The sequence below is a fragment of the Rhodanobacter sp. GW835-FHT13D09 genome (assembly GCF_058793995.1).
The window spans coordinates 130,962-151,175 of sequence record NZ_JBXAGL010000004.1 but is presented as its reverse complement, the minus strand read 5'-3'; the positions used below and the strand labels follow the sequence as shown (position 1 = coordinate 151,175).

The 20,214-nt window shown below is 67.4% G+C and carries 13 protein-coding genes; 9 read left to right on the top strand and 4 right to left on the bottom strand.

Annotated elements, in window-relative coordinates:
• Window positions 1-15 precede the first annotated feature (15 nt).
• Window positions 16-687 (bottom strand): TerC family protein, encoded by a 672-nt coding sequence (locus AC1Q5A_RS07960; protein ID WP_492699958.1) that lies wholly within the window; start codon window positions 685-687, stop codon window positions 16-18.
• 313 nt (window positions 688-1,000) lie between these two features.
• On the opposite strand from AC1Q5A_RS07960, the gene acnD reads away from it, so the two are divergent.
• From acnD to AC1Q5A_RS07935, 5 genes are all read left to right on the top strand, one after another.
• Window positions 1,001-3,610 carry a Fe/S-dependent 2-methylisocitrate dehydratase AcnD gene (gene acnD / locus AC1Q5A_RS07955; protein WP_492699957.1) on the top strand — a complete coding sequence of 870 codons (2,610 nt, stop codon included), beginning with the start codon at window positions 1,001-1,003 and terminating at the stop codon, window positions 3,608-3,610.
• 121 nt (window positions 3,611-3,731) lie between these two features.
• Complete coding sequence (gene prpF, locus AC1Q5A_RS07950; RefSeq protein WP_492699955.1) at window positions 3,732-4,916, top strand: 2-methylaconitate cis-trans isomerase PrpF; 1,185 nt, start codon at window positions 3,732-3,734, stop codon at window positions 4,914-4,916.
• A gap of 133 nt (window positions 4,917-5,049) precedes the next feature.
• On the top strand, window positions 5,050-6,501 hold the full coding sequence (locus tag AC1Q5A_RS07945; RefSeq protein ID WP_492699953.1) for a bifunctional 2-methylcitrate dehydratase/aconitate hydratase: 1,452 nt from the start codon (window positions 5,050-5,052) through the stop codon (window positions 6,499-6,501).
• A 359-nt stretch (window positions 6,502-6,860) separates the two neighbouring features.
• Entirely contained in the window at window positions 6,861-7,973 is a 1,113-nt protein-coding gene (locus AC1Q5A_RS07940; RefSeq protein WP_492699951.1) for an OmpA family protein, read from the top strand.
• Between the two features lie 121 nt (window positions 7,974-8,094).
• Window positions 8,095-8,874 carry a pseudouridine synthase gene (locus AC1Q5A_RS07935; RefSeq protein WP_492699949.1) on the top strand — a complete coding sequence of 260 codons (780 nt, stop codon included), beginning with the start codon at window positions 8,095-8,097 and terminating at the stop codon, window positions 8,872-8,874.
• Between the two features lie 31 nt (window positions 8,875-8,905).
• Here the strand turns inward: AC1Q5A_RS07935 and kbl are convergent, their stop codons facing one another.
• From kbl to tdh, 3 genes are all read right to left on the bottom strand, one after another.
• A complete protein-coding gene (gene kbl, locus AC1Q5A_RS07930; protein WP_492699947.1) occupies window positions 8,906-10,105 on the bottom strand; it encodes a glycine C-acetyltransferase in 1,200 nt (399 codons plus the stop codon).
• An 87-nt stretch (window positions 10,106-10,192) separates the two neighbouring features.
• Window positions 10,193-13,822, bottom strand: a complete 3,630-nt coding sequence (locus AC1Q5A_RS07925) for a DUF748 domain-containing protein (RefSeq protein WP_492699945.1) — start codon at window positions 13,820-13,822, stop codon at window positions 10,193-10,195.
• A 212-nt stretch (window positions 13,823-14,034) separates the two neighbouring features.
• Window positions 14,035-15,069 (bottom strand): L-threonine 3-dehydrogenase, encoded by a 1,035-nt coding sequence (gene tdh, locus AC1Q5A_RS07920; protein WP_492699943.1) that lies wholly within the window; start codon window positions 15,067-15,069, stop codon window positions 14,035-14,037.
• 139 nt (window positions 15,070-15,208) lie between these two features.
• Here tdh and AC1Q5A_RS07915 point away from each other — a divergent pair, with 139 nt between their 5' ends.
• The 4 genes from AC1Q5A_RS07915 (at window position 15,209) to hflX (ending at window position 20,176) form a co-directional block, all read left to right on the top strand.
• Complete coding sequence (locus AC1Q5A_RS07915; protein WP_492699941.1) at window positions 15,209-17,326, top strand: hypothetical protein; 2,118 nt, start codon at window positions 15,209-15,211, stop codon at window positions 17,324-17,326.
• A gap of 100 nt (window positions 17,327-17,426) precedes the next feature.
• Entirely contained in the window at window positions 17,427-18,395 is a 969-nt protein-coding gene (gene miaA / locus AC1Q5A_RS07910; RefSeq protein WP_492699939.1) for a tRNA (adenosine(37)-N6)-dimethylallyltransferase MiaA, read from the top strand.
• 134 nt (window positions 18,396-18,529) lie between these two features.
• Window positions 18,530-18,817 (top strand): RNA chaperone Hfq, encoded by a 288-nt coding sequence (gene hfq, locus AC1Q5A_RS07905; protein ID WP_492699937.1) that lies wholly within the window; start codon window positions 18,530-18,532, stop codon window positions 18,815-18,817.
• A gap of 57 nt (window positions 18,818-18,874) precedes the next feature.
• Window positions 18,875-20,176 carry a ribosome rescue GTPase HflX gene (hflX, locus tag AC1Q5A_RS07900; RefSeq protein ID WP_492699935.1) on the top strand — a complete coding sequence of 434 codons (1,302 nt, stop codon included), beginning with the start codon at window positions 18,875-18,877 and terminating at the stop codon, window positions 20,174-20,176.
• The last annotated feature ends 38 nt before the right edge of the window (window positions 20,177-20,214 follow it).

The window sequence follows — 20,214 nt, the reverse complement described above, 5'->3', positions numbered from 1 at the left end:
CCGGCTCCCTTGTCGTCAATCGCAGCCATCGGCGGACTGCTGTCGCGCCAGCCAGCCGCCGCCGCAGACGCCGGCGACCAGCACGACATCGAGCAGCCAGCCGGACCAGCCACGCGCGGCGAACAGGTCGTGCAGCAGGTGATCGTGCGCGATCATGCGCGCCGCGGTCCAGGCGATCGCGCCGGCGCCGAAGTAGACGATGACGGGGAAGCGCCCGATCAGCTTCAGGATCAGGGTCGAACCCCATACCACCAGCGGTACGCTGATCGCCAGGCCAAGCACTACCAGCAGCAGGTTGCCGCGCGACGCGCCGGCGATCGCCAGCACATTGTCCAGCCCCATCAGGGCGTCGGCGACGATGATGGTGCGCAGCGCGGCCCAGAAGCTGTCGGCCGTGGCGACATCGTGCGGCGCTTCGTCCTGCTTCAGCAGCTTCCACGCGATCGGCAGCAGCAACAGGCCGCCGGCCAGCATCAGGCCCGGCAACTCCAGCAGCCAGACCACGACGGCGGTAAGCGCGATGCGCACGGCGACGGCGCCGAAGCTGCCCCAGAACACGGCTTTCTTCTGCAGCGACGCGGGCAGCTTGCGCGCGGCGAGCGCGATCACGATGGCGTTGTCGCCGGCCAGCACCAAGTCGAGCAGCACGATGGTGGACAGGCCGGAGAGGAAGTCGGTGGGTGTCATGTGTCGATCTCCGCGCGTGAGACAGTTGCAGCAACGACAGGCACGCGCAGCCCGTTGTCACCGCAAAAGTCTCGTCCGCGGCAGAGCCGCTGCAGTGGCCGGAACGGTGCCCCGCTCGTGATGACGACCATTGCACGGGCGCCTGATGAAGCGGCGTCCGGAACTACTCCCTCTTGGGATCCGTACTCGGCCATTGTGGGTGCCGACATGCACCGCAGTCAATCCGGAATCCTCAGGGGATGGGCTTCCACACCCTGAAATGCACCATGAACACATCAGCCGGGGGGTTCGCCCCCGAGGGGTCTTGATACTCATGAATACCGTCTACCGCCGAGCCCTTCCAGGCACTTCGCTGGATTATTTCGATGCGCGTGCCGCCGTGGAGGCGATCCGGCCGGGTGCCTACGACACGCTCCCGTACACCTCGCGCGTGCTCGCCGAGAACCTGGTGCGCCGCTGCGATCCGGCGATCCTCACCGAGTCGCTGCAGCAGATCATCGGGCGCAAGCGCGAGCGCGACTTCCCGTGGTTCCCGGCGCGCGTGGTGTGCCATGACATCCTCGGCCAGACCGCGCTGGTGGACCTGGCCGGCCTGCGCGATGCGATCGCCGAGCGCGGCGGCGAGCCGGCCAAGGTGAACCCGGTGGTGCCGGTGCAGCTGATCGTGGACCACTCGCTGGCGGTGGAGTGCGGCGGCTTCGATCCGAACGCGTTCGCCAGGAACCGTGCGATCGAGGATCGCCGCAACGAGGACCGTTTCCATTTCATCGAGTGGACCAAGCAGGCGTTCGAGAACGTCGACGTGATTCCGCCGGGCAACGGCATCATGCACCAGATCAACCTGGAGAAGATGTCGCCGGTGATCCAGGTGCAACACGATGATCAAGGCAGGGACGTGGCCTATCCCGATACCTGCGTAGGTACCGACAGCCACACGCCGCACGTGGACGCGCTCGGCGTGATCGCCGTCGGCGTGGGTGGCCTGGAGGCGGAGAGCGTGATGCTCGGCCGAGCCTCGTGGATGCGCCTGCCCGACATCGTGGGCGTCGAGCTCACCGGCAAGCGCCAGAGCGGCATCACCGCCACCGACATCGTGCTGGCGCTGACCGAATTCCTGCGCAAGGAGAAGGTGGTCGGTGCCTACCTGGAATTCCGTGGCGAAGGCGCGGCCAGCCTCACCCTGGGTGATCGCGCCACCATCTCCAACATGGCGCCCGAGTACGGCGCCACCGCCGCGATGTTCTTCATCGATGGCCAGACTCTCGACTACCTGCGCCTCACCGGCCGCAGCGATGAGCAGGTCGGGCTGGTGGAAATCTACGCCAAGGCCGCCGGCCTGTGGGCCGATGCGCTGGCCCAGGCGCAGTACGAGCGCACGCTGACGTTCGATCTGTCCTCGGTGGCGCGCAACATGGCGGGCCCGTCCAATCCGCACAAGCGCCTGCCCACGTCCGATCTCGCCGCACGCGGCATCGCCGGCGAATGGACGGAACAGCCGGGCCAGATGCCCGACGGCGCGGTGATCATCGCCGCCATCACCAGCTGCACCAACACCAGCAACCCGCGCAACGTGATCGCGGCGGCTTTGCTGGCACGCAATGCCAACGCGCGCGGCCTCGCACGCAAGCCGTGGGTGAAGAGCTCGCTCGCGCCCGGTTCCAAGGCGGTGGAGCTGTATCTGAAGGAGGCGAACCTGCTGCCGGAGCTGGAGCGGCTTGGTTTCGGCATCGTCGGGTTCGCCTGCACCACCTGCAACGGCATGTCCGGCGCGCTCGATCCGAAGATCCAGCAGGAAATCGTCGAGCGCGACCTGTACGCCACCGCCGTGCTGTCCGGCAACCGCAACTTCGACGGCCGCATCCACCCGTACGCCAAGCAGGCCTTCCTGGCCTCGCCGCCGCTGGTGGTGGCGTATGCCATCGCCGGCACCATCCGCTTCGACATCGAGCAGGACGTACTGGGCCACGACGCCAACGGCCGGCCGGTGACCTTGAAGGACATCTGGCCCAGCGACGAGGAGATCGACGCGATCGTGGCTTCCAGCGTGAAGCCGGAGCAGTTCCGCAAGGTCTACGAGCCGATGTTCGCGCGCACCGGCCGCTCCGGCACCCGCGCCGCGCCGCTGTACGACTGGCGCGCGCAGAGTACCTACATCCGCCGTCCGCCGTACTGGGAGGGCGCCCTCGCCGGCGAGCGCACGCTCACCGGCATGCGCCCGCTGGCCGTGCTCGGCGACAACATCACTACCGACCACCTGTCGCCGTCGAACGCGATCCTGCCCAGCAGCGCCGCGGGCGAATATCTGGCGAAGATGGGCTTGCCGGAAGAAGACTTCAATTCGTACGCGACCCACCGCGGCGACCACCTCACCGCGCAACGCGCCACCTTCGCCAACCCGACGCTGACCAACGAGATGGCGGTGGTCGATGGCCAGGTGAAGAAGGGCTCGCTGGCCCGCGTGGAGCCGGAAGGCAAGGTGATGCGCATGTGGGAAGCGATCGAGACCTACATGGACCGCAAGCAGCCATTGATCGTGATCGCAGGCGCCGACTACGGCCAGGGCTCCTCGCGCGACTGGGCGGCGAAGGGCGTGCGCCTGGCGGGCGTTGAGGCGATCGCGGCCGAAGGCTTCGAGCGCATCCATCGCACCAACCTGATCGGCATGGGTGTGCTGCCGCTGGAGTTCAAGCCCGGCACGAACCGCAAGACCCTGGGCATCGACGGCAGCGAGACCTTCGACGTGACGGGTGCGCGCACGCCGGGCGCGGATCTCAAGCTGGTCATCCATCGCAGGAACGGCGAACGCGTCGAGGTGCCGGTGACCTGCCGCCTTGACACCGCCGAGGAAGTGTCGATCTACGAGGCAGGCGGCGTGCTGCAGCGCTTCGCGCAGGATTTCATCGAGGCTTCGCAGGCGGCGTGATTCTTGCCGTCATTCCCGCTTTCGCGGGAATGACGGGTTATTCCATGTGGTATCACCTCGCATTGGCGGCTCCGCTTGCGTCGCGCAGGCGGAGCCTGGTCACTACAGGACAAACACGACCATGGCACCCGCTCCCCAGCTCCGCATTCCCGCCACCTACCTGCGCGGCGGCACCAGCAAGGGCGTGTTCTTCCGCCTGCAGGATCTGCCCGAGGCGGCGCAGGTGCCGGGTGCCGCGCGCGATGCGCTGTTGCAGCGCGTGATCGGCAGCCCCGATCCCTACGGCAAGCAGATCGACGGCATGGGCGGTGCCACCTCCAGCACCAGCAAGACGGTGATCGTGTCCAGGAGCAGCCGGTCGGACCACGACGTGGACTACCTGTTCGGCCAGGTGGCGATCGACAAAGCCTTCGTCGACTGGAGCGGCAACTGCGGCAACCTGTCGGCGGCGGTCGGTCCGTTCGCCATCGCGGGTGGGCTGGTCGATCCCGCGCGCCTGCCGCGCGACGGCATCGCCATCGTACGCATCTGGCAGGCGAACATCGGCAAGACGATCATCGCCCACGTGCCGATGACCGGCGGCGTGGTGCAGGAAACCGGCGATTTCGAGCTGGACGGCGTGACTTTCCCGGCGGCCGAAGTGCAACTGGAATTCATGGACCCGGCCGCCGAGGAGGATGGCGCGGGCGGGGCGATGTTTCCGACCGGGAACCTGGTCGACGACCTGGACGTGCCGGGCGTCGGCACGCTCAAGACGACCATGATCAACGCCGGCATCCCCACGATCTTCGTCGAGGCAGCGGCGATCGGCTACACCGGCACCGAGCTGCAGGACGCCATCAACGGCGATGCCAAGGCGCTGGCGATGTTCGAGACCATTCGCGCGCACGGCGCGCTGCGCATGGGCCTGATCAAGTCGCTCGACGAGATCGCCACCCGCCAGCACACGCCCAAGGTGGCTTTCGTCGCCCGGCCGGCCGATTACGTCGCCTCGAGCGGCAAGCCCGTGAAGGCAGGCGACATCGACCTGCTCGTGCGAGCCATGTCGATGGGCAAGCTGCACCACGCCATGATGGGCACGGCGGCGGTCGCCATCGGCACCGCGGCGGCGATTCCCGGCACCCTGGTGAATGCGGCGGCGGGTGGCGGCGAGCGTCATGCCGTGCGCTTCGGCCATCCATCGGGGACGCTGCGCGTGGGCGCCGAGGCGGCGCTGGTCGACGGCACGTGGACCGTCACCAAGGCGATCATGAGCCGCAGCGCACGCGTCCTGATGGAAGGCTGGGTACGCGTGCCTGCGGCATGAGCCTGCAGGAGCAGGAGGCTCCCTGTTGCGACGGCGACACGGCCGGGAAGCTTCGACAAGGTCTGCGTCAAGCGACAGGGCTGGACAATTCGTCGGATAATGGCGGTCTCCCTGTTGCCAGGAGGTGAGCCTCATGGGTGCGCACGACATCCGCTCCGCCGTCCGTCCCGATCCCGACCAGCCGCTGGTCGACATCGCCGATTACGTGGTCGACTATCAGATCGACTCGAAGGAGGCGTACGACACCGCGCGCTACATGCTGCTGGACTCGCTGGGCACCGCGATGCTGGCGATGAAGTTCCCCGAGTGCGTGAAGCACCTCGGCCCGCTGGTGCCGGGCGCCACGTTGCCGGGCGGTGCGCGCGTGCCAGGCACCAGCCATGAGCTGGACCCGGTGCAGGCGGCGTTCGCCATCGGCACGCAGATCCGCTGGCTCGACTTCAACGACACCTGGCTGGCGGCCGAGTGGGGCCACCCGTCGGACAACCTCGGCAGCATCCTGGCGGTGGGTGACTACCTGAGCCGCAAGGCGGAGCGCGAGGGCGGCCGGCCGCTGACCGTGCGCGACGTGCTCGGCTACGCCATCAAGGCGCACGAGATCCAGGGCTGCTACGCGCTGCTGAACAGTTTCAACCGGGTTGGCCAGGACCATGTGATCCTGGTGCGGCTGGCTTCCACCGCGGTGGCCACGGCGATGCTCGGCGGCGACAAGGAGCAGATCACCACCGCCGTGTCGCACAGCTGGATCGACAACGGCGCCTTGCGCACCTATCGCCACGCGCCGAACACCGGCCCGCGCAAGAGCTGGGCCGCCGGCGACGCCTGCCGCCGCGCGGTGACCCACGCGATCAACGCGGTGTATCGCGGCGTGGTCGGCTATCCGTCGGCGCTGTCGGCGAAGACCTGGGGCTTCTACGACGTGGCGTTCAAGGGCAAGCCGTTCGAGTTCGAGCGTCCGTTCGGCAGCTACGTGATGGAGAACGTGCTGTTCAAGATCAGCTACCCGGCCGAGTTCCACGCGCAGACCGCGGTGGAGTGCGCGATGAAGCTGCACGGCGAAGTGGCGGGCAGGCTCGACCAGATCGAGAAGATCGTCATCGAGACCCAGGAAGCGGGCTGCCGCATCATCGACAAGACCGGCCCGCTGGCGAACTACGCCGATCGCGACCACTGCATCCAGTACATGGTGGCGGTGCCGCTGATCTTCGGCCGACTGGTGGCCAGCGACTACAACGACGACGTGGCCGCCGATCCGCGCATCGACGCGCTGCGCGACAGGATGACGGTGGTGGAGAACCCGCAGTTCACCCGGGATTATTTCGATCCCGCCAAGCGCTATATCGGCAATTCGGTGCAGGTGTTCTTCAAGGACGGCAGCAGCACCGAAAAGGTCTCGATCGACTACCCGATCGGCCACCGCAAGCGTCGCGCTGAAGGCATTCCGGTGCTGCTGCGGAAGTTCGAGGCGGTCATGCGTGGCCAGCTTCCGGCGCATCAGGTCAGGGCGATCATGGCGGCAGTCGAGAATCCGGCGCAGTTGGACGCCATGCCGCTGCAGCAGTTCCTCGGGCTCTTCACATTGTAAAGACGGTGTGAGTGGAAGATTAATGGCAGGCAGTCGCAATGAGCTGGCTGCTGCCTTGCCCATCCGCTTCCGCCTGGGATCCTATGTTGGTGCAGTGGCTGCATGTGACACCGGCTTCCCTACCGGGATCCGGCATGTGCAAGTCAATAAACTTTCCTGAACAAAGCCTCACCAGCCATGGTGTGGCAACGATGTTGAAGCGCTACCTACTTAACGTTTTTGCTACACTCTCCGCCGCTTGTTGCAGGAAAACACCAAGCAGGGGCTGCAAGAGTCCTGAATGAGGCAGTTCAGTTCTGACGTGCGACTTCCGGTTGGGGTTGAACGGATGCGAAATCTAATAAACGAGGAGACACCTGATGAAACGTAAGGGCTTGTATTTTCTGATCGCGCTGGCCCTGGGCGGCGTAGGTGCCGTTCATGCGCAGAACACCGCCGCTCCCGCCGATACCACCGCTGCCACTTCTTCCTATGACGGTCGTTGGTATATCGCGCCGACGGTGGGCGGTTATTACAACGACACCGACCGCAACACCAACAGCCGTCAGTTCTATTACGGGCTGGGCGTGGGTCGTTTCATCGCGCCGAATGTCTCGATTGACGGGTTCATTGACCGCACCAAGCGCACTCGTGACTCCAAAGTCGGTGGCGGCAGCTGGTCCAACAACAACCTTGGCGTGGCCGCGCGTTTCTATGCGGGTGACTGGAACGCTTGGCGCCCGTACCTGCTGGCCGGCGTGATGGGCAGCAACCACCACAATTCCGGCGACAAGGGCTGGTCGCCGGCTGCCGAGCTGGGTGGCGGCGTGTCGAAGACGATCACCGACAGCTCGGATTTCCGTGCCGAAGCCGGCTACCGCTATGACTGGGACGACAAGTCGCAGCCGTCGAAGAGCGGTTACGGCGACTGGTTCCTGGGCTTCAGCATCGTTTCGCGCTTCGGTGCGCCGGCTGCCGCTGCTGCCCCGGTGGCTGCCGCCCCGGCCGCCCCGGACTGCTCCAAGCAGGTCCGCAACGGCGTGAACCTGTGCGACAACAAGTGCCCGAATCTGCCGGAAGGCACGATCGTCGGTCCGGATGGCTGCCCACAGAAGGTCGTCATCGACCTGCGCGGCGTGAACTTCAAGTTCGATCGCCCGAAGAAGGGCGAGACCGATATCTCGAAGTCGTTGGCCGAGCCGAGCGCCGATTCGATCTCGGTGCTGAACCAGGCCATCGACACCCTGCAGCGGTATCCGCAGGTGAAGGTGACGGTTGCCGGTTACACCGATGCGAAGGGTACCGATGCCTATAACCAGAGCCTGTCGGAGCGTCGTGCGAAGATCGTGTACGACTACCTGACCGGCCACGGCATCGCTGCCAGCCGTCTGGAGGGGCCGATCGGCCACGGCAAGAACGACCCGATCGGTGATAACGGCACCGACGCCGGCCGTGCGCAGAACCGCCGTACCGAACTGCAGGTCCAGCAGTAATCGGATCGCGTAATGCAGCAATGAAAAAACCCGGCTTCGGCCGGGTTTTTTTTTGGTTTCTCCCCTGTAGTTGCGGTGCGTCTTGTTGTCGCATCGCGACTCCGGCCTATACGCTAGCGCGATGCCTCGTCCGCCTTTCCGCTCCGCACGTCCTGCCGCAGCATCCGCACCCCGGCCGTCACGCCACGGGCTGGCGCGGGTGCTGTCCAAGCTGGGCGCATGCTCGCGCAGCCAGGCCGAGCAGTGGGTTCGTGACGGCCGAGTCAGCGTGGAGGGTCGGGTGGTTCGCGATCCGTACCATCCGACCTTGATCGACCGGCAAAAGGTAGCCGTCGATGGCCAGGTGGTGAAGCCTGCCGGGTGTGTCTATGTCGCCTTCAACAAGCCGCGCGGGCTGGTCGTCAGCGCATCCGACGAGCACGGACGCGCCACGGTCTATACCGCGCTGGCTGCCGCCGGGCTGCCGTGGCTGGGGCCGGTGGGCCGGCTGGACAAGGCCAGTGAAGGCCTGTTGCTGCTGAGCAACGACACCAGCTGGGCCGCCGCCATCACCGACCCGGCCACGCACCTGGACAAGACCTACCACGTGCAGGTGGCTGGCCGGCCCGACGCATCGACCCTGGAGGCGATGTTGAGAGGCGTGGAGGACGCCGGCGATCGGCTGGTGGCGCGCCGCGCGTCGTTGCTGCGCACGGGCGAAAAGAACGCCTGGCTGGAGGTGGTGCTGGACGAGGGGCGCAACCGGCACATCCGCCGGTTGCTGGCCGTGCTGGGTTTCGACGTGTTGCGCCTGATCCGGGTGGCGATCGGACCGCTGGCGCTGGGCGGATTGGCGAAGGGGCAATGGCGGCGGCTGAGCGCCGACGAAGTACGCTCGCTTGCCGCGCCATCCGTCCGGTAGGAGCACCGCCGGTGGACTTCCGCAACCGCGGTCAGGCCGGGATGATGCCCAGTTTCCGGCCTACCCTGGTGAAAGCGGCGATGGCCCGGTCGAGGTGCTCGCGGGTGTGCGCAGCGCTCATCTGCGTACGGATGCGCGCCTGGCCCTGCGGCACCACCGGGTAGAAGAAACCGGTGACGTAGATGCCTTCCTCCAGCAGGGCGCTGGCCATCGCCTGCGCCTTGGGCGCGTCGTAGATCATCACCGGCACGATCGGGTGCACGCCCGGCTTGATGTCGAAGCCGGTGGCGGTCATCTGCCCGCGGAAGTAGCGCGTGTTCTGCTTGAGCTTGTTCCGCAGATCACCGGCGCTGGCCAGCATGTCGAACACCTTGATCGCGGCGGCGACCACGTGCGGCGGCAGCGAGTTGGAGAACAGGTACGGACGCGAGCGCTGGCGCAGCAGCTCGATCACTTCCTTGCGACCGGTGGTGAAGCCGCCCAGCGCACCGCCCAGTGCCTTGCCCAGGGTGCCGGTGAAGATATCGATCTTGTCCATCACGCCGTTGACCTCGGCCGAGCCGCGGCCGGTGTCGCCGAGGAAACCGGTGCAGTGGCACTCGTCGATATGCACCATGGCGTCGTATTTCGCCGCCAGCGCGGTGATTTCGTCGAGCCTGGCGATGAAACCGTCCATCGAGAATGCGCCGTCGGAGGTGATCAGCTTGGTCCGCGCGCCGGCCGCGTCGGCGGCCTTCAGCTGGGCCTCCAGGTCGGCCATGTCGCTGTTGGCGTAGCGGAAGCGCTTGGCCTTGCACAGGCGGATGCCGTCGATGATCGAGGCATGGTTCAGGGCGTCGGAGATCACCGCATCCTCCTCGCCCAGCAGCGGCTCGAACAGGCCGCCGTTGGCGTCGAAGCAGGCGGCGTAGAGGATGGTGTCCTCGGTGCCGAAGAAGGCGGCGATCTTCGCCTCCAGCTGTTTGTGCAGGTCCTGCGTGCCGCAGATGAAGCGCACGCTGGCCATGCCGAAGCCGTGGCTGTCCAGCGCGTCCTTGGCGGCCTGGATCACTTTGGGATGGTCGGCCAGCCCAAGGTAGTTGTTGGCGCAGAAGTTTAGCACCTTGCGGCCGCCTTCCAGCTCGATCTCGGCGGACTGTGGCGAGGTGATGATGCGCTCGGCCTTGAACAACCCCTGTTCGCGGATGGAGTCCAGTTCGCTGGCGTAGCGCGCCTTGGTAGGGTAGGTCATGGCAGGATTCCGGGCTTGGGGAAAAGCCCATTGTAGCGGCCGACCACGGCCAGGAAACGGGCGTCTGGCTCCGTTCCCACTGCTCCGTCAGCGCAAGCCGAAATCCACGCGCGTCGTCTTGCCCTTGTCCTCGATACCCTTGGCGTCGAGTTTCGGTGCCTGCAGTGCCATGCGCTTGTCGTCCAGCTTGCCCTTCAGCCAGGCCTGCACCGCCAACGCACGGCGTTCGGCCAGTTGCTTCATGGCTTCGGCGTCGACCGGCATGTTGGTCTCCAGCAACTGGTGCATTTCCTCCGGCGGCTGCGACTTGGTCAGGCCGATGATGTTCTTCGGTTTCGGGAACTTGGCCCGCTTGTACACCCGCACCAGGTAATGCTGGTATTCGTCGGGGGTAAGCTGGAGCGCGGCCGGATCCTCGTGCTTGCCGTCGTCGTCGGCCTTGGCCTGGCGCACCAGGTCGTCGACCATCACCTTGCGCAGGCCGTTCTCGTCGACGCCGGGGTCGATGCGGCCCGAGATGTCCAGCGTCAGCGATGGCTTGGACTGCAGGAACGCCACCAGTTGTCCCAGCCGCGACCTGGCCTCGGCATCGAGCACGGCCGAGCCCGGCGCGAATTCCACGTAGCCCAGGTCGGGCTTGTTGCCGCCGCCGATCGACGCCAGCAGGCGGAACGGCGACGTCACGGCACGGGTGATCAGGTTCACGAACGCATGCCAGACCAGGCTGCCCATGCTGAACTGCGGATCGTCCAGCGAACCGGACACCGGGATGTTCAGGTCGATGTTGCCATCGGTGTCCTTCAGCAGCGCCACCGCGAGCTTCACCGGCAGGTGGCTCACGCCGGTGCCCTCGATGCGGTCGCCGAAGGTCAGCTGGGTGATGAAGATGTGGTTGTTCGCGACCAGCTTGCGCTGGTCGAGCTGGTAGTGCACGTCGACGTTGAGCTTGCCGCTGGTGATCGGGTAGCCGGCGTACTTGCCCGAATACGGCGACAGATGCGGCAGCTGGACGCCATCGGCCTTCGCCTTGATGTCGAGGAAGGCCACCGGCGTCAGCGGGTTGATGGTGCCGTTGATGTCCACTGGCGAGTTTTCGTCGAGCTTGCCCTGCAGTACCAGCTCCGCCGGCGCTGCGCCGCCGGCGGTGCCGAAGGCGCCGATCTTGCCGGTGAGGCCGGTGACGTTCGCGGTGTAGTTCGGTTTGATGAAGTTGTCGGTGTAGTTCAATTCGCCGCGGGCGAGGGTGATCTGGCCGATACGGACTTCCGCGGCCGGCCCTCCTGCGTTCGGCGCCGCGGCCACCGCGGCGGGAGCCGGCTTGGACTTGGCGGGGTTCGCCGCGGCTCCCTGTTCGCGGGTCACCGATACCGGGGCCGCCGCGGGGTTCGCGACGACGTCCTGCAGGTTCAGGCGACCGTTCGCGTTGATGATCACGCGGGCGTAGAAGTCGCTCAGCGCGATGCCGTCGATGTCGGCGCGCGGCGCGCCCTCGCCCAGCCGGATGGCCATGCCCGAGGCGTTCAGCGAGTGCCAGCGCAGGAAATCGTCGCCGGTCAGCTTGTCCTGGATGCGGACCCGGCCGAACGTGGCCCGGCCGCGGTAGTCCAGTCGGGCCGGAGTCTTGCCCCGGTCGCTGTAGCGTGCGCGTCCGTCCAGGCTGAGCAGGGCGCTGGCGATGTGCACGTTCAGCGGCACGCTGATCAGCGACTGCAGCGGCGCGATATCCACGCCGGAGGTCTTCAGGCGCAGGTCGGCATCGAGCGGCTGCGGTCGCACGCTGCCCTCGACGTTGTATTTGCCCTTGCCCAGCTGGCCGGTCAGCGCCAGCTTCAGGGGTTTGTGCAAGTCGCTGGACAACCCGTCGATGCTGTAGTGCCCGGCATGTACCAGCAGCGGCATCGGTCGGTCGGCAGCGAGATCCTTGAACGTCACATCGCTGCCCTGCAGTTGCAGGTTCGCCACGCTCCAGCGCCACGCCGGCGCAGTTGCGGCCGTGCCAGCTTTGGCGGGCGCCGGCGGTGTGCCCATCAGCGCGGCCAGGTCGATCGTGCCGTTGCGCAGGCGCTGCAGGTCCAGCTTCAGCCCGTCGACGAGCATGCTGTCGAGGCGGGCCTCGCGGCTGAGGAGGTCGAGGCTGGTGATCTTCAACCGCAGCGATTTCCAGGCCAGCGGCGTGGCCTGGTCGTCGCGCCGTTTCAGGGCCAGGCCGTTCACCACGAGGGTGGCCGGCTCCAGGTGCAGGTTCACCGCCTTGCCCCATTCGGCCCGCAACTGGCCGTCGGCATCCAATGCGCCGCCGGCGACGGTCGCCTTCAGCTGCGGCAGCGCCAGCGGCTGCAGCGGCGCCAGTTGCACGCCCTGCAGCTTGAGCTTGCCGTTGAAGCGTGCGGCGGCAAGATCCAGGCCGCCGTTGCCGGCGATACCGCCGCCATTGAGCTGGCCCGCGATGTCGAGCGTGGCTGCCGGCGCCGTCACGGTGGACAACCCGCGCAGCGTGCCATGCAGGTTCTCCAGTTGCAGCGTGCCGGGCGCATCGCCGCTGGAGCCGAGGTCGGCGTAGTCGAAACGGCCGGCGTTCAGGCTCAGCGTGTCGATCCTTACCTCGCTGGGCTTGCCGGCCGACTGGCCGGCTGGGGCGGCAGGCGTGGGCGCGACGAGCGAATCGAAGTTGCTGTGGCCGCCGGCGGTGCGATGGTAGTGCAGGGTGGCCTTGTCCAGCGAGATCGCGCCCAGGTGGTAGTGCGACTGCAGCGGCTGCACGTCGACCAGTTCGGCGGTGCCGTGCCCCAGTTCCAGCAAGGCCACGCCGTCGGGGTTGTTCAGCGCGAAATCGTCCAGTGCCAGGCCGCCGCCCAGGCGCAGCTGGTTGCCGCCCGGGGCCGCCACGAAATGCAGTTCCAGCTTGCCGGACAGCTGGCCACGAGGCACCGCGACCGGCAGCGGCGTCGGCGCGTAGGCGAGGTATTTTGGCAGGTCCAGGTGATCGATCTGGAACGTCATCACCGATTCGCGGCTGTTCGCGAACGGCTTGGTCTGGCCGTCGATGCGCAACGGGCTGCCGTCCACGCGCATCGCCAGCAGCGGCTGCACGAACAGGTCGGTGTCGGCGGGCAGGTTCGCCAGGAACGGAATCCCCACCTCGATCCGGTCGACGCGGTGGCTGGTTTTCAGCACCTGGTCGTCGAACGCGATGTCGCCGCCGTGCACGCTGATATTGGCGACCGCGAAGCGTGCCGGTTTCGCGTTCGGGTCGGCCGGACCGGAGAATCGCTCGACCATGTCCGAGAAATTGAAGCGCTGCGGCCCGGTGCGCACCAGGTGGATCCGCGGCTGCTGCACGGCCAGCTCGTCCAGTACCGGCGCCAGCCGGAACAGCGAGGTCCATGACGCATTGATGGTGAGCCGGTCCACGTCCACGAACGGCGAGCGGCCGTCGGCTTCGGCGATGTGCAACCGGTCCAGATCCAGGCGCAGCGTGTACGGGTTGAGGTGCGCAGCGCCGATCGTCACCGTGCGTCCCAGTGCCGCGCCGAGCCGTGTCTGCAATTGCGAGCGGATGATCGGCGGCGCCGCAAAGAAGCCCAGCAGGCCGAACACCAGCAGCACGACCGCGGCGATCAGCAGGTTGCGGCGCAGGCGGTGCGAGCGGTACAGCCGCTCGGCGCGTTCCCGCACGGCGACCCAGCGTGGCCCGGCGAGAAAATGACGATCGAGCATGGACAACTCCCCGGGGCACCCGGCCTGGTGGCGCGGAATACGCCGTGCCGGCCATTGGCCATCCTGCCGCTCAGCGCGGATCGGTGCAGTCTACGAAGAAGCCAGGGATGGTTGAAGGACCGGCCGACTTGCGCGTCAGCAGCGGTTAGGGTGGCCCGGTCACATTCACGGAACGGACGTCGCCGTTCCGTGAACTCCTGCTGCGCCTGCGCTCAGCTCCAGGAGCAGACCACCTTGCCGCACTTGCCGGCGTCCATCAGGTCGAAGCCCTTCTGGAAGTCGTCGATGCGGATCTGGTGGGTCAGCACCTTCTGCAGCGGGAAGCCGGTCAGCACCATCTGGGTCATCTTGTACCAGGTCTCGTACATGCGCCGGCCGTAGATGCCCTGCAGGGTGAGGCCCTTGAAGATCACCTTGTCCCAGTCGATGCCGGCGCCCTTGGGCTGGATGCCGAGCAGGGCGATCTTGCCGCCGTGGTACATGCAGTCGAGCATGTCGTTGAACGCGCGCGGGTTGCCGCTCATCTCCAGGCCCACGTCGAAGCCCTCCATGTGCAGGTCCTTCATCACGTCCCGGAGCGACTGGTTGGCGACGTTGACCACCCGCGTGGCGCCCATTTCGGCGGCCAGCTTCAGGCGATAGTCGTTGACATCGGTGACCACCACGTTGCGCGCGCCCACGTGCTTGGCGATGCCGGCGGCGATGATGCCGATCGGGCCGGCGCCGGTGATCAGCACGTCCTCGCCGATCAGGTCGAACTCCAGCGCGCAGTGCGCGGCGTTGCCGTAGGGGTCGAAGAACGCGGCCAGCTCGGACGGGATCTGGTCCGGAATCGGCCACAGGTTCGAGGCCGGCATGGTCATGTACTCGGCGAACGCGCCGTTGCGGTTCACGCCGATGCCGATGGTGTTCGGGCACAGGTGCTGGCGCCCGGCGCGGCAGTTGCGGCAGTGGCCGCAGACGATATGGCCCTCGGCCGAGACGCGGTCGCCGACCTTGTAGCCGGTGACGCCGGGGCCGATCTCCACGATGCGGCCGACGAACTCGTGGCCGATGGTCAGGCCCGGCTTGATCGTGCGCTGGCTCCACTCGTCCCACTTGTAGATGTGCAGGTCGGTCCCGCAGATCGCGGTCTTTTCGATCTTGATCAGCACCTCGTTCGGGCCGACCTCGGGCAGCGGCACCTCTTCCATCCAGATGCCCTGCTCGGGCTTGCGCTTGACCAGGGCTTTCATCGTCTGCGGCATGGGAATTTCCGTGGGGAGGGCAGGTAAACAGGCATTATAGGAGGCGTGCGGAAGACCGGCTTCGTGCAGTGCAGCGTTGTGGTCCCGGGTCCATGCTTTTACTGTCGCAAGACTGTGTATCAATGAACGGAGCGGACGAATGCGTTTGAGCACGATCGGGAGTTTGATGGGGGCGGCGGTACGGCAGCGGCGGTGGCGTTCCGTCGTTTCGTCGCTGGCCCTGGTGGCGGGCCTGGCGGCCATGCCGGCGGCGCGGGCGGCGCCGGATCAGGGGGCCAGTACACCGCTGCAGTTCCGCATCACGGAGGGGAACATCGAGAACGCGTTTTTCCAGGATGGCAGCGTCGCCGCCCATCTGCTGCTCAGCTCCGGCGAGAAGCCGCGCGTGCTGGTGGCGTTCCCGGCCGGCAACAGCGGTGCGGGCGTGTGGTTCGAGCCGACCGACAAACCGGTGCACTGGTCTCTGGGGCGGGTGATGGGCCAGCAGCGCACCGTGGAGGGTCACGCCTGGAGCGGCATCGCCGCCGATGCCAGTGTCACGGCTGACCGGCTGGTGCTGAAAGATGCCGTGCTCGGCAGCATCCGTGTGTTGCGCGACTACCAGCTCGGCCAGGGCTACACCGCACAGGTGGCGGCCACGCCGCAGATCGTCGCCACGCCGCAGCTCACCGGGCGCTCGATCCGTTGGCAGCGCCAGCGGCTGGACGGCGCGCCGGGTTACGCCATCGCGCTGAGCACGGACAACGGCAACTTCGTCCGCGAGGACGGGCACATCGTGCTGCGCCCGGATCGCGCGGGCGAGGCGCTGCACCTGCGCATCGAAGCCAGCACCGGCGAGCCCCCGCTGACCCCGTTCACCGACCTGCTCAACGACCATGCGCAACCCGATCTGCGCAGCCGCGAGGCATTGCGGTTCCTCAGCTACCGCGAAAAATTCCTCGCCGGCTCCTGGCGTTTCGATACCTATTTCGGGCGCGATACGCTGATGTCGCTGCGCCTGCTGATGCCGGTGCTGCAGCCGGCCGCGGTCGACGCCGGGATCGCTTCGGTGCTGGCGCGTCTCTCGCCGGATGGCCAGGTCGCGCACGAGGAGGGCATCGGCGAGTTCGCGGTGTTGCAGCACCTCAAGGAGCAGGGCAAGCCGTCGGCTGCGCCGATCTACGACTACACGATGATCGACGGCAACGTCATGCTGCCGCCGGTCGCGGCCGCATGGTTGCTGGAGGATCCGCGTGGGCGCGAAGGCGCCCGCGCCTTCCTGGCTGGCAAGCTCGGGGCAGGGCGGCAGGGCGATGCGCTGGTGCGCAACCTGTTGTTTGTCGCCGCCAGCAGCGAAGCCTTCGCGCGCAAGCCGGTGTATGCGAACCTGGTTGCGCTCAAGCCCGGCGCCAAGGTGGGACAATGGCGCGACAGCAACGAGGGCATCGGCCGCGGCCGCTATCCCTACGACGTCAACGCGGTGTGGATGCCGGCCGCGTTGCGCGCGATCGGCGAGTTCCTCGATGCCGGCCTGCTGGGCGACTACACCACGCCGGCGCAACGCGAACGCCTGCGTGCGGCTGCGGTCAGCGCCGGCGACTGGGAACAGCACGCCAGCGCCCTGTTCACCGTGCGCCTGCCCAACGATCGTGCTACCCGTCAGGTGCGCGATTACGCAAAGCAGATCGGCGTGTCCGATGCAGCCGCGTTGAAGGCCATGGGTGGCGCCAGCCTGGAATTCCCTGCGATCGCGCTGGATGCGCAGGGCAAGCCGATTCCGGTGCTGCATTCGGACGAGGGTTTCCGGTTGTTGTTCGGCAAGCCCGACGCCGCCGTGCTGGACCGCAACGTCAGCAGCCTGATGCGGCCGTTCCCGGCGGGCCTGATGACTGACGTGGGCATGGTGGTCGCCAATCCCGCCTATGCCGATCGCGAGGTGTGGACGCGCTTCGGCAACAACGCGTACCACGGCACCGTGGTCTGGGCCTGGCAGCAGGCCATCATGGCTGCCGGCCTGAAGCGCCAGTTGGCCCGCGCCGACCTGTCCGCCGCGACCCGTCGGCACCTCGAGGCGGCACAGGCGGGGTTGTGGCGTGCGATCTGCGCGGCTGGCGCGGTGCGAACCTCGGAGCTGTGGTCCTGGTCCTATGCCGACGGCCATTACCGCATCGAACCCTTCGGTGCGGAAGGCGCGCACGAGGACGAATCCAACGCCGCGCAGCTGTGGAGCACGGTGTTCCTGGCGCTGCCGCCGCCGGCCGGGCAGTCCTGCCGCTGAGCTGCCCCGATGCGGGCCGCCATCGTGTGACTTGGCAAGCACCAAGGCCCGCGTCGTCGATGCGGGCCTCTTGCGTTGCGGCAACCTCTAAACTGTCGAGATGCCGATCGACACCCGCCCCCTCGCCATCTTCCTGATAGGCCCCACCGCCTCCGGCAAGACCGCGCTGGCCTGCGAGCTGGGCGAACGGTTTCCGCTGGACCTGGTCAGCGTCGATTCGGCGCTGGTCTACCGCGGCATGGACATCGGCACGGCCAAGCCCGACCCGGCGACGCTGGCGCGCCATCCGCACGCGCTGGTCGACATCCGCGATCCCGGCCAGCCGTATTCGGCGGCGGACTTCCGCGCCGACGCGCTGCCGGTGATGCAACGGATCAGCGCGCAGGGCAGGGTGCCGCTGCTGGTCGGCGGTACCGGGCTGTATTTCCGCGCGTTGCAGCAGGGGTTGTCCGACTTGCCGGAAGCCGACCCGGCGACCCGCGCGCGGCTGGCCGCGGAGGCGCGGCAACTCGGCTGGCCGGCCATGCATGCGCGGCTGGCGACGCTCGATCCGGCTGCCGCCGGCCGCATCGGCTGCAACGACGTGCAGCGCCTGCAGCGCGCGCTGGAGGTGATCGAACTGACTGGCCGGCCGCTGTCCGAACTGCAGAACGGCGGTGCGGCAACGCACTTCCCGTGGCGCGTGCTGAAACTGGCCCTGCTGCCGGCCGACCGGCGCATGCTGCATGAGCGCATCGCCCGGCGTTTCGACGCGATGCTGGCGGAAGGCTTGCTGGACGAGGTACGCGCGCTGCGCGCGCGCGGTGACCTGTACGTCGACCTGCCGGCGATCCGCGCGGTCGGCTACCGGCAGGCATGGGAGCACCTGGACGGCCAGACCGATGCGCTCGGGTTCCGCGACCGCGCCATCTTCGCCACCCGCCAGCTGGCCAAGCGGCAGATCACCTGGCTACGCAGCGAGCACGGCGCCCGGCTGTTCGACCCGGACCAAGCCGGCGTGGCTGCCCGCGCCGCCACCGCGGTGCAGCTGTTTCTGGGCCAACCGGGCCGGGCAACCCCGCCAGCGTGACCCGGTGCACCAGCGCGGCGCGAAAATCTCCTTTCATCAATCATTTGAAAGCAGCTAACATCCCCGTACATGTTGGGCCGGGGCGCCGTCGGCGTTTTTTCTCCGGTCTGTCCGAGGCAAGGGGAGAACAAGAAATGTCCAAGGGGCAGTCGTTGCAAGACCCGTTTCTGAATGCGTTGCGGCGTGAGCGCGTGCCGGTAGCCATCTACCTGGTCAACGGCATCAAGCTGCAGGGAACGGTGGAATCGTTCGACCAGTTCGTGGTGCTGCTGCGCAACCAGGTCAGCCAGATGGTCTACAAGCACGCCATCTCCACCGTGGTACCCAGCCGCAACGTGCGTATCGGCAATGGCCACGAAGGCCATGAGGGCGGCGACCATCACGCCGACGCGCTGACCGCCTCCACCGACACGGACGCTTGATAGCCGCGGTGTCAGCCCGCATGAAGTGGATCTGCTCCCGAAGGACCATGCCCACTCGTGTTTGACCGACAAAAGAAAGGCGACCGCGCCGTGCTGGTCCTGCCGCATTCGCGCGGCGAGGGCGATGCGGCGCGGCGCGCGGCAGAGTTCGCCGAGCTGGTGAAATCCGCCGGGGCCGAGGTGCTGGGCGTGATCAGCGCCCGCGTCGAGGATCCCAACCCCCGCTACTACATCGGTACCGGCAAGGCCGACGAAGTGGCCGAGGCAGCGCGTGCGCTGGAGGCCGACCTGGTGCTGGTCGACCACGTGCTGACCCCGGTGCAGGAACGCAACCTCGAGAAACATCTGGGCATCCGCGTGGTCGACCGTGCCGGCCTGATCCTGGACATCTTCGCCCAGCGTGCCCGCTCGCACGAAGGCAAGCTGGAAGTGGAGCTGGCCCAGCTGAAGCATCTGGCCACCCGGCTGGTCCGCGGCTGGACCCATCTGGACGCCCAGCGCGGCGGCGCCATCGGCAACCGCGGCCCGGGCGAAACCCAGCTGGAAACCGACCGTCGCCTGCTCGGCGAACGGGTCAAGATGCTCAGCAAGCGGCTGGAGAAAGTGCAGACCCAGCGCGGCCAGCAACGTCGTGCGCGCTTGCGCAACACGGTGCCGCGGGTCGCCCTGGTCGGCTATACCAACGCCGGCAAGTCGACCCTGTTCAACGCGCTGACCACCGGCGACGTCTATGCCGCTGACCAGTTGTTCGCCACGCTCGATCCCACCGTGCGCAAGCTGGAGGATCTCAGCTGTGGCCCGGCGGTGCTGGCCGACACCGTCGGTTTCATCCGCGAGCTGCCGCACGACCTGGTCGCCGCGTTCCGCGCCACCCTGGCCGAGGCGCGCGACACCGACCTGCTGCTGCACGTCAGCGACGCCGCCGACGAGGAGCGCGAGCGGTTGCACCACATCGTGGACAACGTGCTGGAAGAGATCGACGCGGGCGACGTGCCGCAGCTGCACGTGATGAACAAGATCGACCTGGCCGGTGCCGAGCCGCGCATCGAGCGCGACGGCAGCGGCAAGCCGGTGCGGGTCTGGCTGTCCGCCGCCAGCGGCGCCGGGCTGGGTCTGCTGCGGCAGGCTCTGGGCGAGCTGCTCGGCGGCGGTCGGGTGCAGTCGGCGCTGCAGCTGCCGCTGTCGGCCGGCCGCCTGCATGCACGGCTGAAGGCCGTCGGCGCGATCCGCAACGAGACGGTGGACGAACACGGCTGGCAATTGCACATCGACGCGCCGCGCAGCGTGATCGCTCCGATCAGCGGCGGCGACGCGGACGAGGCCCGGCTGCTGCGCCAGCTGCTGGTCGTGGCGGAATGACGCCCCGGCGCGAGCCGGGCTCTGCTAGAATCCCTGAC